Genomic DNA, 15,340 nt, shown 5'->3' with positions numbered 1-15,340 from the left:
GCGGATTCACTTCCCCTTCAACGCCGATTAAATTACCTGCCACAACAGCAGGTTATCTTTCTGAAACAGATTCCTCATCAGGCTTCCCGGTTCCTTTGCCACACTTACTGTTTGTAGGGGATTGCGCAGCGGGCTTTTTTGCCGTGCAGCATAAGACCAGAAACAGTGAAAGGAGCCATGCCGTGAACTATCAATTTACCGTCGACCTGAACGATCTGCCGCAGCGACAGCCGGTTAAAAAGACGCTCGGCGATGTTGATCTATTATTGATTCGCGACGGTGACAACGTCCGTGCTTTTCAGGCGAAATGTCCACACGCTGGCGCACCGCTTGAACAGGGCGCGATTTGCGGCGATCGGCTGGTCTGCCCGTGGCATAAAGCCGCGTTTGATATCGCCGATGGCAAAATGTGTGAACCGCTGGCGTTAGCCGATCTCAAACAGTACCCGCTTCGCATTGAAGAGGGCCGGGTACTGATAAACCCCAAAGCGATGTCACCCGCAGCACCCATTGGCAGCGGGGCAGATGCACCGGTCTATGTGGTATTAGGTGGCGGCGCGGCGGGTAGCGCAGCGCTATGGCGTCTGCGTCATGAAGGTTTTAAAGGCCGCCTGATACTGGTCGAGCGTGAAGCCGATGCACCTTATGACCGCACGGCGCTGACCAAATTTGTGCCGTCGGGAAAAATGGATATTAACGAAGTGCCGCAGCTGCTGAAAGCGGATGTGATGGAGCACGTTGAACGACTCCAGGCTACAGTGAGCCGGCTGGATGCACAGCAACAGCGGTTAATCTTCGGCGATGGCGGGACGCTTGCGTTCGACAAACTGTTGATCGCCAGCGGCGCGACGCCTGTTCTTCCCGATTTGCCGGGCAGCGATCTTGACGGGGTTCATCTGCTGCGTAGCAAAGCGCAGACCGATGAGCTGCTTCAGGTGGTGGATGCCAGCCATAAAATCGTGATTATCGGCAACAGTTTTATCGGTACCGAACTGGCGTCGGCACTGCGTAACCGCGATATTGACGTCACAGTCATTGCCCGCCAGGCACTGCCTTTTGCTAAACGGTTTGGCGAGCAGATTGGTCGCTATTTCTACCAGCTTCATGAGCAAAACGGCGTGAAGTGGGTGCAGGGCGAGATCGAAGCACTGCAGGGTGACCAGAAGGTAAATGGCGTGCAGCTGAAGGGCGGACGCAAGCTGGATGCTACCGTTGTGCTGTTCGCGACCGGGGTTAAACCGGCCACCGACTTTATTCACGATCTGCCGCTGGCAGAGGATGGCAGCCTGCAGGCGGATGATCAGTTGCGGGTCGCTGATAATATCTGGGTGGCGGGGGATATCGCCACCTATCCGGCGGCACAGGGGCCGCTGCGTATTGAGCACTATCGCGTTGCACATCAGCAGGGACAGACTGCCGCATGGAATATGCTGGATCAAAACGTCGCTTTTGATCGGGTGCCGTTCTTCTGGACGACCCAGTATGGCACTCGTTATGAGTATGTTGGCCACGCGGCAGAATGGGATGAATTCCAGCTAATCGGTTCGCTGGAGGATAAAAAGTTTATGGCGTTTTATGGTCAGCAGGGGCAACTGGCGGCGATCTGCTCATGCGGTATGTATACGCTGACCGCTGAGCTGGTGGAGCAGATGCAGCACCCCATGACGCTTTCTGACGCGGTGGCGCGCTGTCAGGCGAAAATCAGTTAAGCTGCACGCAGGGCGGACCAGGCTGACGGGCCGCCCTGCGTACTTTCTCACCGGTTAGCTGCGACTCAGTTTCTCTGACTTCGCCATGCACTGCTGCATCGCTTCCATCACTGCCGAGCGCATGCCTTTTTCTTCCAGCACTTTCACCGCTTCAATGGTGGTGCCGCCTGGAGAGCAGACCATATCTTTGAGTTCAGCCGGATGTTTACCGGTGGTCAGCACCATCTGCGCCGCGCCTTTCACCGCCTGCGCAGCAAACTGATAGGCCTGAGCACGCGGCATGCCACCCAGTACGGCTGCATCCGCCATCGCCTCGATAAACATAAACACGTAGGCCGGTGCAGAACCGCTCACGCCGACCACAGAGTGAATCAGATATTCATCCACTACGGCCGCTTTGCCGAAGCTCTCAAAAATCGCCACGACTTCGTCGATCTCCGCCTGCTCAACCAGCACGTTAGGCGTTACCGAGGTCATGCCTTCGCTCACCAGTGAGGGCGTATTCGGCATTGCGCGGACAATTTTGCGATCGTAACCCAGCACGGATGAGAGCGAGTCCAGCGTCACGCCAGCGGCAATCGACACCACCAGCGCCTCTTTTTTCAGGCTGCCTGCCAGCTCTTTTAATACTTTCAGAATGACATTCGGTTTTACTGCGCCGAACAGGATGTCCACTTCACGCGCCAGCGCATCCGCGCTCTCTGCTGCGTTGATGCCATACTGCTCTGCCATCGCCTGGTTGGTCTCAGCTTTGCGATCGTAAACGAAGATATCAGACGGGGCGATTTTGCCGCTGTTGACCAGTCCGCCGATAATGGCTTTCGCCATGTTTCCCCCGCCGATAAATCCGATTTTCTTTGCCAGCATCGCCATCTCCTTAGGACATTATTCGTTTTTCTCAGTGAGCTAGCTTACTTCAGCCAGCCCGAATAACAAGTCAGCTGCAAGCGCGCTGGAAAGCGTGGCGCAAATTAAATTTGCCATTTAAGAGGAACCCGGCAAGATCTCAGGCTTCTCTGACTGTAAGGAATCATGATGTTTATCTGGGTCGATGCCGATGCCTGTCCGAATGTGATCAAAGAGGTGCTCTACCGTGCGGCGGATCGTACCGCGACCACGGTCACTTTTGTGGCGAACCAGTTTTTGCGCGTGCCGCCATCGCCGTATCTGCGCACGCTGCAGGTGCCTGCTGGCTTTGATGTGGCGGACAATGAGATTGTCAGACGTTGTCAGCCCGGCGATCTGGTGATCACCGCCGATATTCCGCTGGCGGCTGAGGTGATTGAGAAGGGGGCAGCAGCGCTGAATCCGCGCGGCGAGCGTTACTCACCGGCGACGATACGCGAACGCCTGACGATGCGTGATTTTATGGATACGCTGCGGTCAAGCGGCGTGCAGACCGGCGGCCCCGCGACGATGAGTCCGCGTGACCGCCAGCAGTTTGCGAATGAACTGGATAGCTGGCTCACCCAGCAAAAACGCTCAACTTAAACGAAGCTGTCGTCGTCGTCGAAATCGTTGCCGCCAAAATCGTTGAGATCGCTGTTGTCGGCATAATTGCTGTCCCAGCCCGTGTTCTGGTCGAGGAAGGCGCTGTCGTTACCGCCGTTAAAGTTATCGGCATTGTCATCGCCACCGTTGAAGGTGTTGAGATTATCATTCACCTCCGGCAGCGGCGGCTCATTGATGATATTCACAATCTCTTCCGGCTGTGAATGGTGGAACATGCTGGTCAGCATGTCGGCCATCACGACACCACCCGCGACGCCCACGGCAGTTTGCAGAGCGCCGCCAAGGAAACCGGTGCCGCGTGGCGCGGGTGCCTGGGCAGGGGCATACTGCTGCTGTGCCGGTTGCTGCGGCGCACTGTTCCACGGCGACTGTTGCTGCGGCTGCTGAACGGGAGGCTGCTGACGCGAACCGCTGCCAAACAGTCCCGACAGGAAGCCGCCGCTGCTCTGTGCAGGCTGCTGCTGTTGTTGTTGCTGCAACTGTGCCACCTGGCTTTCCAGCGCTGACACTTTCTCATTGAGTTTTTTCAGCGCCGCTTCCTGAATCAGGATTGCCTGCGTCATGTAGTAAGGCGCGCCTGGCTGCGCCTGAAGATGCTGGTTAATCAATTGTTCGGCAGCGGCATCGCGTGCCACGGCCTGGCTTTCGGCCTGTTTCAGACGGCTGAACAGCCCATCAATCAGTTGTTGTTCTTCGCGTTGCATGATGACTCTCCTGTGGCGATTGTTATCAGTATATGGGGTCGTCAACACGAAAAGTAAAATCCGGGCGGTAAGCAAATATTGCCAGCCCATTTCAGCCGCCGTTTTATGCGTTTTTTAGCGCCCGGTTACTCACCTGATGCACAAAACGTGCATGCATTTCCCCTTGAAAATAGAGAGATTATCGCTGTTCATGTGAGGAAAAAGCGTAAATCATGCCTGACAGGTGGAGGCCATAATAATTTCCAGTTATGATGCGTCGCATTAATCAGCTAACCATGCAGCCGCATCGCGCGGTCAGGCGGAGGAACGGCCCTGATGTCACTACCCATCTTTTTGATTGGCGCTCGCGGTTGCGGCAAAACCACGGTCGGCGAGGCGTTATCGCAGGCGCTGGGCTACGCCTTTACGGATACCGATCACCATCTGCAACTCAGCACGCAACGCAGCGTGACGGAGATTGTCGAGGCGGAAGGCTGGGAAGGTTTCCGCGCCCGTGAAACGGAGTCGCTGAAAGCAGTCACGGCCCCCAGGACGGTCATTGCCACGGGCGGTGGCATGATCCTGGCTGAAGAGAACTGCCGTTTTATGCAGGAGCAGGGGCAGGTGATCTGGCTCAGCGCGTCCCCCGAAGTGCTGGCAGAGCGACTGGAAAGCGAACCTGAAGCGGCCCAGCGTCCGACCTTAACCGGACGTCCGATTGCTGACGAGATGAGTGATGTACTGCGTGAACGCGCGCACCTTTACCAGGCGGCGGCCCATCATCAGGTGAATGCCATGCAGGCACCGGAGTGTGTGGTGGAAGAGATTCTGCTGTCACTTTCTCTGGCGCGCGCCAGCTAACCCTCAGATTTTTCCCGCTTTGATCCCGCTTCAGATGGCATTGTCTATACTTATCCTATGACAGGCAGCAGCCTGTCCTGTGGAATGTTGTTCAGACAAGAGGGACACAGTATGCCTACCAGACCGCCGTACCCGCGTGAAGCGAAAATTGTGACTGTTGAAAAGGGGCCTGAAGGTAATAAGGTAACCTTTTATGAATTGCGTGCTGATCATCCCAAACCGAATTCATTAATCAGTGAGCATGAGACGGAAGAAGAAGCGCACGATGCTAAAGCGCGCTACGAAGACGTCGAAAAAGAGTGAAGCATTGCGGCTGGCAGGGAGGCCAGCCTGATATTCAGCGTCATTTCGCCGTTTGTCAGTACGTTGCCTGAGTTATGCCCATCGCCTCTTTATTCCCGACATCCCCTTGCCGACGCACAACAAAGCTGCCTGGAATACTGGCTTAACGCTTTTTCGCTCTGCGCGTCTGATCTCTCCCGCCGGAACAGATCACAAACGACTATCATTTCGCGTGACAGATCAGCGGGTTCCCTTCTACACTGCCAGACACACAACATGTGCTCTGGAGAACTATTATGCTCAACGTTAGTGAGTATTTTGACGGAAAAGTTAAATCTATTGGTTTTGACAGTGCGAGCACCGGTCGTGCCAGCGTCGGCGTGATGTCTGAAGGTGAATACACATTTGGTACCGGCCAGCCGGAAGAGATGACCGTCGTTAGCGGCTCGCTTAAGGTGTTGCTGCCAGGTGAGACCGAGTGGAAATGGTTTGAAGCGGGTTCGGTGTTTAATGTGCCGGGTCACAGCGAGTTTCATCTGCAGGTTGGCGAGCCAAGTTCCTATCTCTGCCGTTACCTGAAAGATAAAGATTAAAAAAAGGGCCGCTAAGCGGCCCTTTTTTCTAGCGAATAATCTTCACATCACTCAGGGTGATAGCGCCCATCGGTTTATCACCTGTTTTTGCCCTTAGTGGCGCTAAAATCCGCAGGTCTTCAAGCCAGGCACTCTCTATGACGGTGACAGGCTGTTTGTCTGTCGCAATGGTACAGGTTACCTTCAGATAGCGTCCGCTAAATGCCAGGTTAATCTCTCGCGCGTCGCCACCGCTGGAGACGGCACAGGTTTCCCGCTGATGACTGTCTTCATCCTTGCCCACGCTACTCTCACTCACCGCGTCGTTCTGATAGTGCTGTCCGGCGGTTAGCGGATAACGCAGCGTCGAACTAAGTTGTTTTAACCGCGAAGGGGAATAGGAAATCGACATGGTATAGGCGAGCTGGATATCATTGGCAATCGTCAGACGCTGCACTTTCCAGATACCGTAATCCTCCAGCTTGCGAATAAATCCAGCGTCATCCGCCACCATATGCACGCTGACGCGACCTTCCCGACTATTTTCGACCCAGCTGAGCTGCTGAAAACGCGGTGTGGCCCAGGGATGGACCAGGGTTTTCAGTTGTTGCTGCAGGGCAGGGGCAAGCGGGACGGCGGCCAGCACCGAGGCCGGATTGCCATTCAGGTCGGGTAGCATCTGTTGTGCCATCGAACCGGGCGATTTATGCGAAGCGGGTCTGAAGTGGCCCAGTGCATGAAATCTCTTAACATCTGGCAGCGTACAGAGCTGGGCAAAAGTTTTTTGCAGCAGAGGCGTCAGATCAAAAGCGGTTTTACGGCGCGCCAGCTGGCCTCCATCCAGTGAATCGGTTACGTAACCGTTGTCATCAATATCAAATGCGGATAACGGTGTACTGACACCGGTTTCGCAGTTAAAACGGTAATTTTCGACCTTTAGACTGTAGGGCGCATCATAGGGTGGATCGAAATCGCTGGCCGCATAATCAGTGCCGACCCGGACCCGCAATATCTCTGCCTCACGCTTCAGGCTGGCAATGTCAATCAGTGTCGTGGCACCATACTTATCAGCAGATTCAATTTTTTCCCATAGCACTGACCTTTCGGGTAATCCGCAGATTTTTTTCAGAACAGCCGGATCCTGATTTGAGCCAGGCTGAGGTGCGCTGTAGCGGCCATATTCATTGCCGTAAAACCGGCCTTGTGGGCTGCCTTCTGCATCGACCATGTGGCGGTAAAGCGCTTCGGCATAAGGTTTTTGGCAATCATAAGCCTGCCAGACCTGCATTGCGCCCCCGTTTTTACCGGGAATAGCCACCATCACATTCAGGCGATCGTTGATGCGCACCGCATCGAAACGGCTGACGCTGGGCGGATCATCCGAGGCGGGCTGACTGCGTGCAGAGAGTGAAAGAAGCGACAGTGTGCAAAATAAAAACAGGTGCCGAAATAAGCGGGACATAAGTGGAATTCCTTTGCCAAAGACCCGGTTATCGACAAAGTATGCCAAAACTTCAGGGCGGAACGGCGCCGCCCTGATAATGCTTAACGCTGGGCTTCGCCGCCTAACGCTTCCACCAGATTACTGGTCAGTGCTGCCAGTTCGCTGGTCATCAGAATAAAGTCCGCATCAAAGCGCTGCGCGAAATCTTCACGGTCGATATCGTCGTTCTGGTCGCGCAACGTGTCGCTGAACTTCAGACGCTTCACTGAACCGTCATCGGCCAGCACGAACTGAATACGCTCCTGCCAGTCGAGTGCCAGTTTGGTCACGACCTTGCCGGCTTCGATATGGTTGGCGATCTCATCGCACACCAGATCCTGCTTCTTGCAGCGGATGACGCCGCCATCTTCCAGCAGGGCTTTCAGCTCCGCTTCATCCATCAGCGCAAACCCGGCTGGCAGGTCGCCTGAACGCACCCATTGGGTCAGCGTCAGTTCAATCGGATTTTCCAGCGTCAGTGGCACCACCGGCAGTGAACCCAGGCTTTTGCGCAGCAGCGCCAGGGTATCTTCCGCTTTTTTCGCGCTGGCACAGTCCACCATAATCAGGTTATTGACCGTGTCGATCCACAAATAGGTCTGGCTGAAACGGCTGAAGGCGCGCGGCAGCAGGCTATGCAGCACTTCATCTTTCAGCGAATCTTTTTCGGTCTTTTTGAGCTTGCGGCTCTGCTCAGATTCCAGCTTGTCGATTTTTGCTTCCAGCGCCTGTTTCACGACCGGCGAAGGCAGGATTTTCTCTTCTTTGCGGGCGCAAATCACAATCTGGCCTTTATTCTCGTGGGTCAGCGCGTCGCTGCGGTTACCCATCGGCGAGACCCAGCCGGTCTTGCTCATATCCTGACTGCCACACGGTGAAAAAGTGAAGGCGTCGAGCTGTTTTTCCATCTCATCTGCGGACAGCGGAATGTCACGATTCAGACGATAAACCATCATATTTTTAAACCACAACATCGGGATTCCTTACCGTGGCGCGATCGGGCGCACAAGTCTGCGAGAGTCAGCGCGCATGATAGCGAAACATCGGAGTGGTTTCATTGCCTTTAAGGCAGCCGCCTTTTACTGTATCTCTCACCTGAACGAATAACGAGGAAGTAACCTTGCGCATAGGCATAGATCTGGGTGGCACCAAGACAGAAGTGATTGCATTGTCAGATAAGGGACAGGAGCTGTTCCGTCACCGCGTGAATACCCCGCGTGACGACTATCAGGCAACGGTGCAGGCAATTGTTGATCTGGTCACGCTGGCGGAGCAGAAAACTGGCGAGACCGGCACGGTCGGCCTGGGCATTCCCGGCTCGCTTTCGCCTTTCAGTAAGCGGGTGAAGAATGCGAACTCCACCTGGCTTAACGGCCAGCCGCTGGATAAAGATCTGGCTCAGGCGCTGAACCGGGAAGTGCGCATCGCCAACGACGCGAATTGCCTGGCCGTATCGGAAGCGGTCGACGGTGCCGGTGCCGGACAGTCGCTGGTGTTTGCCGTGATTATCGGTACCGGATCGGGTGCAGGTGTCGCGATTAACGGTGAATCGCGCATCGGTGGTAACGGTAATGCCGGTGAGTGGGGCCACAATCCGCTGCCGTGGATGGATGAGGATGAGCTGCGTTATCGTCAGGAAGTGCCCTGTTATTGCGGGCAGCAGGGCTGTATCGAAACCTTTGTTTCAGGCACCGGTTTTGGTATCGACTATCAGCGGCTGAGCGGCGTACATCGCAAGGGCGCGGAGATCGTCTCACTGCTGGCACAGCAGGATCCGATCGCCGAACTGGCAATGAGCCGCTATGAACTGCGTCTGGCAAAATCGCTGGCGCAGGTGGTGAACCTGATCGATCCTGACGTGATCGTGCTGGGCGGCGGGATGAGTAATGTGGATCGGCTCTATCAGACCGTGCCGGTGCTGATGAAGCAGTGGGTGTTTGGCGGGGAGTGTGAAACGCCGGTGCTGAAGGCGCAGCATGGCGACTCCAGCGGCGTACGCGGTGCGGCGTGGCTCTGGCCGCTTAACGGCTGAGTGTCCCGCACATCCGCTGACGTTCAGCGCCTGGATTTCAGGCGCTGAACGTAACCCACAGCGCGGCACCTTGCCGCGCCGCGTTTATTCGCCCACCAGCATCGTGTCCTGTGGCGCCCGGTCGCGCTGCGCTTTGGTGGCGAGGAAGTAAATATAGCCGACCAGCATGATGGCAAAGAACAGTGCGCCAATCACCGGGTTAAACCACAGCATCGCCAGCAGACAGACCACCGACAGCAGCAGGGCGATGCCCGGAACAATCGGATAGCCCGGCGCGCGGAAACTGCGGGGCATTTCCGGCGCGCTGCGGCGGAGTTTAAACAGGCTCAGCATGCTCATGATGTACATCACAATCGCGCCAAACACCGCCATGGTGATCATCGCCGCCGTCAGCGTCATTCCCTGCAGATTAATCACGCCATCGCTGTAAATCGCCGCGATGCCCAGTACGCCACCGAGAATAATCGCCCGATGCGGGGTCTGGAAACGTGACAGTTTTGCCAGAGAAGGCGGCAGATAGCCCGCGCGTGCCAGAGCAAAAAACTGCCGTGAATAGCCGAGAATAATGCCGTGGAAGCTGGCAATCAGACCAAACAGGCCAATCCACACCAGCATATGCATCCAGTTAGAGTGTTCGCCGACAATCATTTTCATCGCCTGCGGCAGCGGATCGTTTATGTCCGAGAGTTTGCGCCAGTCGCCCGCGCCGCCTGCCATCAGCATCACGCCAATCGCCAGCACCACCAGCGTCAGAATCCCGCTGATGTAGGCGCGGGGAATGGTTCGGGTGGGATCTTTTGCCTCTTCGGCGGCCATCGCTGCACCTTCAATGGCAAGGAAGAACCAGATGGCGAAGGGAATGGCGGCGAAAATACCGGAGAAGGCGGGCATGCCGAAGGTGTCGCTGCCTGCCCAGCCGTGCGCAGCAAAATTCGCCAGGCTAAAGCCGGGTGAGACCACGCCCATAAACACCAGCAGCTCAATGACAGCCAGCACGGTGACAACCAGTTCGAACATCGCCGCCAGTTTTACACCCAGAATATTCAGCGTCATGAACACCAGGTAAGCCCCGACCGCTGCGGTTTTTGGGTTGAGCTGGGGATACTGCACATTGAGATAAGCCCCAATCGCCATGGCGATCGCCGGTGGCGCAAAGACAAACTCAATCAGCGTCGCCAGACCGGCAATCAGTCCGCCGGTTTCGCCAAAGGCGCGACGACTGTAGGCAAACGGCCCGCCCGCATGAGGGATCGCAGTGGTCAGTTCGGTGAAGCTAAAGATAAAGCAGGTATAGAGTGTGGCGATCAGCGCGGTAGTGACCAGAAATCCCAGCGTGCCTGCCACAGCCCAGCCGTAACTCCAGCCGAAATATTCGCCTGAGATCACCAGGCCAACCGCAATCCCCCACAGGTGCAGGGTGCCCAGCGTGGGCTTGAGTCTGTTTGTCATACTGTTATCCCCGTCGTTGTTGGTCGCACGCGGCGTTACACCGCCATTACGACTAAAGTAAGGTGATAATGCCGTTGCATTACTCACCACGACTTGACGCGGGCGCAGTGACTTCTGTCCTCCACGGTCAACTCACAGGCAACAACCGGGCCGGATGCACGCTGCGGTCAACTTTGTCTCTTCTGAGGTCAAGCAGCTCACCTTCTGGCAACGCATGCTGAGATAACGCAAGTGAAAAGGAGCCGGACTGATGAGCGCTAAACAATATGACAACCTGACTGATTCCCAACTCACCCTGATGGCGCAGCAGGCGCTGGCCTGCTATCCCGCCGCGCTACAGGGAGATCTCAGCCTGCTGTGCCGCTCAGAGAATGCCACATTCCTCTTGCAGGCAGCAGGCCGGCGTTATGCACTGCGGCTGCATCGCGGCGATTACCATCAAAAAGCGGACATTGTCAGTGAGCTGCTGTGGCTCGATGCGCTGCGTGAAACCGGCATTATGGTGCCGGAAGCGGTGCCGGACAAAGAGGGTGAAACCGTACTGACGCTGCGACTGCCGGATGGCGGTGAGCGGTACGTAGTGTTGTTTCACTGGATTGATGGCGAGATGCCAACCACCGACGTCGATCCCCGCGCTTTTCAGCAGCTGGGCAGGATTACCGCGCGGCTGCATCAGCACAGTAAACAGTGGCAGCCGCCTGCGGGTTTCCAGCGGATTATCTGGGATCACCACACCATGACGAGTAGCGAGAGTCACTGGGGACGCTGGCAGGATGCGCCTAATCTGAATCCCGCCGATCACGGCGTGGTCGAGCAGGCGATAAGTCAGGTGGGTGCGTCGATGGCGCAGTTTGGCAAAGGACCTGATCGTTATGGCCTGATCCACGCCGATCTGCGACTCACCAATCTGCTGCTGCACAAGGGTGAAACGCGGGTGATCGACTTCGATGACTGCGGACTTGGCTGGTATCTGCACGATCTGGCGGCGGCGATCAGTTTTGTTGAGCATCATCCGCGCGCGCAAGAGTGGATCGATCACTGGATTCGCGGTTACGAGCAGGTGGCGCATATCAGCGACGCGGAAATGGCCATGTTACCCGCGCTGCTGATCCAGCGTCGCATCCAGCTCACTGCATGGGTGGGATCCCATGCCGAGACTGAAATGGCGCACAGTCTGGGTCCGGAGTGGGCCAGCCATTCGATTCGTCTTTGCCGCCGCTATCTGGACGGTCAGCAGCTGCCGGTTGGCGTCTAATGCACCAGCGGCGGGCGTGACTGCGCCGCCGCAGTGCCCGATGCCATGCCCGCGCGCAGCCTGACGCCCCCACAGGCGGCGTGGCAGGCATCGGGGACCTGGTATGGAATTTGCTCTGATCATGTGACGGGTGATCCACCTGAATTCTGACAGAGGCGACCATGAATCCGACACTGATAAAGCCTGATGCCTTTGCGGCCTGTTCTGCAGCGGCGGGCGCAGGCAATCACGGCGTGCTGGCAGCGGCGGCGACCGGCTTAAGCGACTTTATTCATACCCAGGGCGGCGATGTTGATCGCATCTTCGGCATCAGCGGCATTGATCCGGAGCGCCTGGCCAGCCCGACGCTGAGTCTGGGACTGGTTAATTACTGTCGGGTACTGGAAGAGGCGGCGCGTCACTCTGGTTTTGATAACTTCGGTTTGCACTACGGCAGGCAGTTTAAACCGCAGTCATTAGGCCTGATTGGCTACATCGGCTTGTGCTCCGACACGCTGGAGCAGGCGCTGCACAATGTGGTCAATGCGTTTCCCTGGCATCAGCACGACACCTTAACCCGGCTGGTGGATAAGGGGGAGTGCTGGCGGCTCGACTACCAGGTGCGACACGGCGCAATCCTGTCGCGCCGTCAGGATGCCGAGCTGACGCTTGGCATGTTTATGAATCTGATCCGTCACGTGGCAGGCAGGCACTGGGCACCTCGTGAAGTTCACTTTGAACATCCGCGTCCCGGCCAGTGGCACGATCACTGTAAAGTGTTTGATGCGCCGGTCTGGTTCGATCAGCCGTTTAATTCGCTGGTGATCCCGAAGCGCGATCTGCTACGCGCAATGCCAGAGAGCGATCCGATCCTGTTAATGGTGATGCAGGATGCGATCCGGCGGCTTAATCGTGGTACGTCACAGCAAAGCATGATTGAACAGGCGCGATCGCAGGTTAATTTATCGCTGATGCAGGGTGAGCCTGTGCTGGAAGAGGTGGCGGATAAACTCGGGCTGTCGAGCTGGTCACTGCAGCGGCGGCTGCGCGAAGAGGGCAGTAGCTTTACCGCGCTGGTGGATCAGGTGCGCTGCGAAATGGCGACATATTATCTGCAGCAAAAGCAGCTGCCGATCTCAGAGATGGCGCTGCTGCTGGGCTATTCGGAAGTCAGTGCGTTCTCACGCGCGTTTCGCCGCTGGTTTGGCATCAGTCCGCGCCAGTGGCGTCAGGAAGGTCTGGCCAGCTAACCGCGCGGCGCAAAGCCGAACCACGCCGGTTGCCCGGGCTCCGGTGGCGGCGGCAGATCGCGGGTCTGCGCCACCAGCTGCCAGGCACGCAGGCAGAGCGCTTCATCACCCTGAGTCTGGGTCACCGCATAATGTCTGCTGTGCGCCTGCCACTCCATCCGTACCAGACATTGCTGGCCCGCATAACGCGCCGCATCCGTGAACTGCCTGTTGAGCACCGGCTGCATTTGATTAGTCCAGTGACAGGATTTGCTGTCCGGATCTTTCGCAGGCTGACAAAGATTTGCCACACTATCCTGTTGCTTTGTCACAGGTTGCTGACAGGCGCTGAGCGACACTGCAATAATCATCCCCAGCAATATTCTCATCTTCATATTAATTAAATTCATTTAACTGGCCAATTTTCCTTAAAGATCTTCCTGTCTGCTGCCGACAGTCTACAGACCGGCATCATGAATGCTATGGCATTACTCCGACTGTCGACAGAACCAGAATTTACCGCCCTGGCGCGGATTACGTCTCTTTTACTTCATGGATTAGAAATGCAGAAAAATTATGCCTTTGCGGCACTCTCCCTGTTAATGGCGTCGCTGATCAGCGGCTGTGCCACCGAATCTTCCCGCGCTATTCAGGCCCCGCAGGTTCGCGCAGCCAGTCAGCCGGTTTACCAGGGCGTGCGCAGCCCGATTGCGGTAGGCCAGTTTGATAATCGCTCCTCGTACATGAACGGCATCTTCTCTGATGGCGTCGACAGGCTGGGCAATCAGTCGAAAACCATTCTGATTACCCATCTGCAGCAGACCAATCGTTTCAGCGTGCTGGATCGCAGTAACCTGAAAGAGCTGCAGCAGGAGTCGGATTTCAAACGCAGCCAGCAGAATATCAAAGGCGCGAACTACATCATCACCGGTGATATCACCGAATTTGGCCGCAAAGAAGTGGGCGATCAGCAGCTGTGGGGCATTCTGGGCCGCGGCAAAACGCAGGTCGCCTATGCCAAAGTGAATCTGAACGTGGTGGATGTCACCACTTCTGAAGTGGTCTACAGCTCCCAGGGCGCAGGCGAGTACCAGCTTTCGGCGCGTGAAGTCATCGGCTTTGGCGGCACCAGCAGCTATGACTCAACGCTGAACGGCAAAGTTATGGATCTGGCGATTCGTGAAGCGGTCGATCATTTAGTGGATGGAATCAACAACGGCGCATGGCGTCCGGCTAAATAAGGAAGCAGTAAATGAAGATGATGACACTGAGCAGCCTGCTGATTGCCGCAGCGCTGCTGGCCGGCTGTGCGCCAAAAGCGCCGAAGACGATCTACTACTGGGGCGATTATCAGCAGCAGGTCTACAGCTACTATCAGCCGGGCAGCGATCCGCTGAAGCAGATTGATGCGCTGAATCTGGATATCGAAAAAGCCCGTGCTGTTAACCAGCCGGTTGCGCCTGGCCTGCATGCCCAGCTGGGTCTGCTCTTTGCCAAAACCGGCGACACCAATAAAGCCTTTGAGCAGTTTGCCATCGAGAAGCAGCTGTTTCCCGAATCGGCACCTTACATGGATTTTCTGATGAGTAAAAAACAAGGAGTGGTTCAGTGAAAAAACTGATTGCCCTGAGCGGCGCGCTGATGGTGTTGTTGCTGACCGGCTGTGCGCACCCGAAAAAACCTTATGATTACAGCGCGTTTCGTGCCAGCAAGCCCGCCTCAATTCTGGTGTTGCCTGCGGATAATAAATCACCGGATATCAACGCTGCTCACAGCCTGAACTCGCTGGTGACGCGTCCGCTGGCCGAAGCCGGTTACTACGTCTTCCCGGTGGCGGTTGTTGAAGAGACCTTTCAGCAGAATGGCGTGACCAGCGCCACTGATGCCCAGGCGGTCAGCGCGAAGCGTCTGAATGAGATTTTCCATGCCGACAGCGCGCTCTATGTCTCGATCAGCGAATATGGCAGCAGCTATCGGGTCATTGACAGCGTGACGACCGTGACGGCCCAGGCACGGCTGGTGGATCTGCGCAGCGGCAAAGAGATCTGGCAGGGTAAGGCCACTGCCAGCGACAGTGAAGATAACAACAATAACAATGGCGGACTGGTGGGGATGCTGGTGAACGCGGCGATCAAACAGATTGCCAGCAACGTCACTGATAAAGCGCACACCGTGGCCGGACTGACCAGCAATCGACTGCTGTCCCAGAACGAGCAGGGCGGGTTACTTACCGGCCCACGCTACACGCTGGTTAGCGCCCGCTGATCAGACTCAGACGGGCGCGCTGGCGCCCG

The 15,340-nt window shown here is 56.4% G+C and carries 17 protein-coding genes; 11 read left to right on the top strand and 6 right to left on the bottom strand.

Annotation, left to right across the window (positions count from 1 at the left end):
• Positions 1 to 182: 182 nt before the first annotated feature.
• Positions 183 to 1,709: an FAD-dependent oxidoreductase gene (locus tag KTJ90_RS14965; RefSeq protein ID WP_154925799.1), complete on the top strand. Its 1,527-nt coding sequence runs from the start codon at positions 183 to 185 to the stop codon at positions 1,707 to 1,709.
• 54 nt (positions 1,710 to 1,763) lie between these two features.
• Here KTJ90_RS14965 and proC read toward each other — a convergent pair whose 3' ends face one another.
• Positions 1,764 to 2,576 (bottom strand): pyrroline-5-carboxylate reductase, encoded by an 813-nt coding sequence (proC, locus tag KTJ90_RS14960; protein WP_003850072.1) that lies wholly within the window; start codon positions 2,574 to 2,576, stop codon positions 1,764 to 1,766.
• A 168-nt stretch (positions 2,577 to 2,744) separates the two neighbouring features.
• Here proC and KTJ90_RS14955 point away from each other — a divergent pair, with 168 nt between their 5' ends.
• Positions 2,745 to 3,200 carry a YaiI/YqxD family protein gene (locus KTJ90_RS14955; protein ID WP_003850071.1) on the top strand — a complete coding sequence of 152 codons (456 nt, stop codon included), beginning with the start codon at positions 2,745 to 2,747 and terminating at the stop codon, positions 3,198 to 3,200.
• Here the strand turns inward: KTJ90_RS14955 and KTJ90_RS14950 are convergent.
• The gene (locus KTJ90_RS14950; protein WP_003850070.1) at positions 3,197 to 3,925 is read right to left on the bottom strand and encodes a DUF2076 domain-containing protein; all 729 of its coding nucleotides are present in this window, start codon (positions 3,923 to 3,925) and stop codon (positions 3,197 to 3,199) included. The two genes, KTJ90_RS14955 and KTJ90_RS14950, sit on opposite strands and share 4 nt — an antisense overlap.
• A gap of 315 nt (positions 3,926 to 4,240) precedes the next feature.
• On the opposite strand from KTJ90_RS14950, the gene aroL reads away from it, so the two are divergent.
• The 3 genes from aroL to ppnP all read left to right on the top strand — a co-directional run bounded on the left by aroL (position 4,241) and on the right by ppnP (position 5,640).
• The gene (gene aroL, locus KTJ90_RS14945) at positions 4,241 to 4,765 is read left to right on the top strand and encodes a shikimate kinase AroL (RefSeq protein WP_003850067.1); all 525 of its coding nucleotides are present in this window, start codon (positions 4,241 to 4,243) and stop codon (positions 4,763 to 4,765) included.
• A 111-nt stretch (positions 4,766 to 4,876) separates the two neighbouring features.
• Positions 4,877 to 5,068, top strand: a complete 192-nt coding sequence (locus KTJ90_RS14940; protein WP_003850063.1) for a YaiA family protein — start codon at positions 4,877 to 4,879, stop codon at positions 5,066 to 5,068.
• A 275-nt stretch (positions 5,069 to 5,343) separates the two neighbouring features.
• Positions 5,344 to 5,640 carry a pyrimidine/purine nucleoside phosphorylase gene (gene ppnP, locus KTJ90_RS14935; RefSeq protein ID WP_003850060.1) on the top strand — a complete coding sequence of 99 codons (297 nt, stop codon included), beginning with the start codon at positions 5,344 to 5,346 and terminating at the stop codon, positions 5,638 to 5,640.
• Between the two features lie 28 nt (positions 5,641 to 5,668).
• On the opposite strand, the gene KTJ90_RS14930 is transcribed toward ppnP, so the two are convergent.
• Together KTJ90_RS14930 and rdgC are read right to left on the bottom strand one after the other, a co-directional pair.
• Entirely contained in the window at positions 5,669 to 7,081 is a 1,413-nt protein-coding gene (locus KTJ90_RS14930; RefSeq protein WP_003850058.1) for a hypothetical protein, read from the bottom strand.
• Positions 7,082 to 7,164: 83 nt separating this feature from the next.
• Positions 7,165 to 8,076, bottom strand: a complete 912-nt coding sequence (rdgC, locus tag KTJ90_RS14925; RefSeq protein WP_003850053.1) for a recombination-associated protein RdgC — start codon at positions 8,074 to 8,076, stop codon at positions 7,165 to 7,167.
• A gap of 146 nt (positions 8,077 to 8,222) precedes the next feature.
• Here rdgC and mak point away from each other — a divergent pair, with 146 nt between their 5' ends.
• Positions 8,223 to 9,134 carry a fructokinase gene (gene mak / locus KTJ90_RS14920; RefSeq protein ID WP_275768349.1) on the top strand — a complete coding sequence of 304 codons (912 nt, stop codon included), beginning with the start codon at positions 8,223 to 8,225 and terminating at the stop codon, positions 9,132 to 9,134.
• A gap of 84 nt (positions 9,135 to 9,218) precedes the next feature.
• Here the strand turns inward: mak and eat are convergent, their stop codons facing one another.
• On the bottom strand, positions 9,219 to 10,583 hold the full coding sequence (gene eat, locus KTJ90_RS14915; protein WP_008924864.1) for an ethanolamine permease: 1,365 nt from the start codon (positions 10,581 to 10,583) through the stop codon (positions 9,219 to 9,221).
• Positions 10,584 to 10,833: 250 nt separating this feature from the next.
• On the opposite strand from eat, the gene KTJ90_RS14910 reads away from it, so the two are divergent.
• Both KTJ90_RS14910 and qhpR read left to right on the top strand, forming a co-directional pair.
• Positions 10,834 to 11,838 carry a phosphotransferase enzyme family protein gene (locus tag KTJ90_RS14910; RefSeq protein WP_499025220.1) on the top strand — a complete coding sequence of 335 codons (1,005 nt, stop codon included), beginning with the start codon at positions 10,834 to 10,836 and terminating at the stop codon, positions 11,836 to 11,838.
• 161 nt (positions 11,839 to 11,999) lie between these two features.
• Entirely contained in the window at positions 12,000 to 13,067 is a 1,068-nt protein-coding gene (gene qhpR / locus KTJ90_RS14905) for an AraC-like transcriptional regulator QhpR (RefSeq protein ID WP_003852478.1), read from the top strand.
• Here qhpR and KTJ90_RS14900 read toward each other — a convergent pair.
• The gene (locus KTJ90_RS14900) at positions 13,064 to 13,441 is read right to left on the bottom strand and encodes a cell envelope integrity TolA C-terminal domain-containing protein (RefSeq protein WP_225613881.1); all 378 of its coding nucleotides are present in this window, start codon (positions 13,439 to 13,441) and stop codon (positions 13,064 to 13,066) included. The genes qhpR and KTJ90_RS14900 overlap by 4 nt on opposite strands.
• A gap of 168 nt (positions 13,442 to 13,609) precedes the next feature.
• Here KTJ90_RS14900 and KTJ90_RS14895 point away from each other — a divergent pair, with 168 nt between their 5' ends.
• From KTJ90_RS14895 to KTJ90_RS14885, 3 genes are read left to right on the top strand one after another with little or no spacing between them, the layout of a single operon-like run.
• On the top strand, positions 13,610 to 14,287 hold the full coding sequence (locus KTJ90_RS14895) for a CsgG/HfaB family protein (RefSeq protein WP_008924867.1): 678 nt from the start codon (positions 13,610 to 13,612) through the stop codon (positions 14,285 to 14,287).
• Positions 14,288 to 14,298: 11 nt separating this feature from the next.
• Positions 14,299 to 14,658 (top strand): DUF4810 domain-containing protein, encoded by a 360-nt coding sequence (locus tag KTJ90_RS14890; RefSeq protein ID WP_008924868.1) that lies wholly within the window; start codon positions 14,299 to 14,301, stop codon positions 14,656 to 14,658.
• Positions 14,655 to 15,311, top strand: a complete 657-nt coding sequence (locus KTJ90_RS14885; RefSeq protein WP_003852482.1) for a DUF799 domain-containing protein — start codon at positions 14,655 to 14,657, stop codon at positions 15,309 to 15,311. Before KTJ90_RS14890 ends, KTJ90_RS14885 begins: the two co-directional genes overlap by 4 nt.
• Positions 15,312 to 15,340 lie beyond the last annotated feature (29 nt).

Source organism: Pantoea jilinensis, from assembly GCF_019104105.1.
GTDB lineage: Bacteria > Pseudomonadota > Gammaproteobacteria > Enterobacterales > Enterobacteriaceae > Pantoea > Pantoea eucalypti.
Note: the sequence above shows the minus strand (reverse complement) of the source record. Positions and strands in the feature narration are given on the sequence as shown.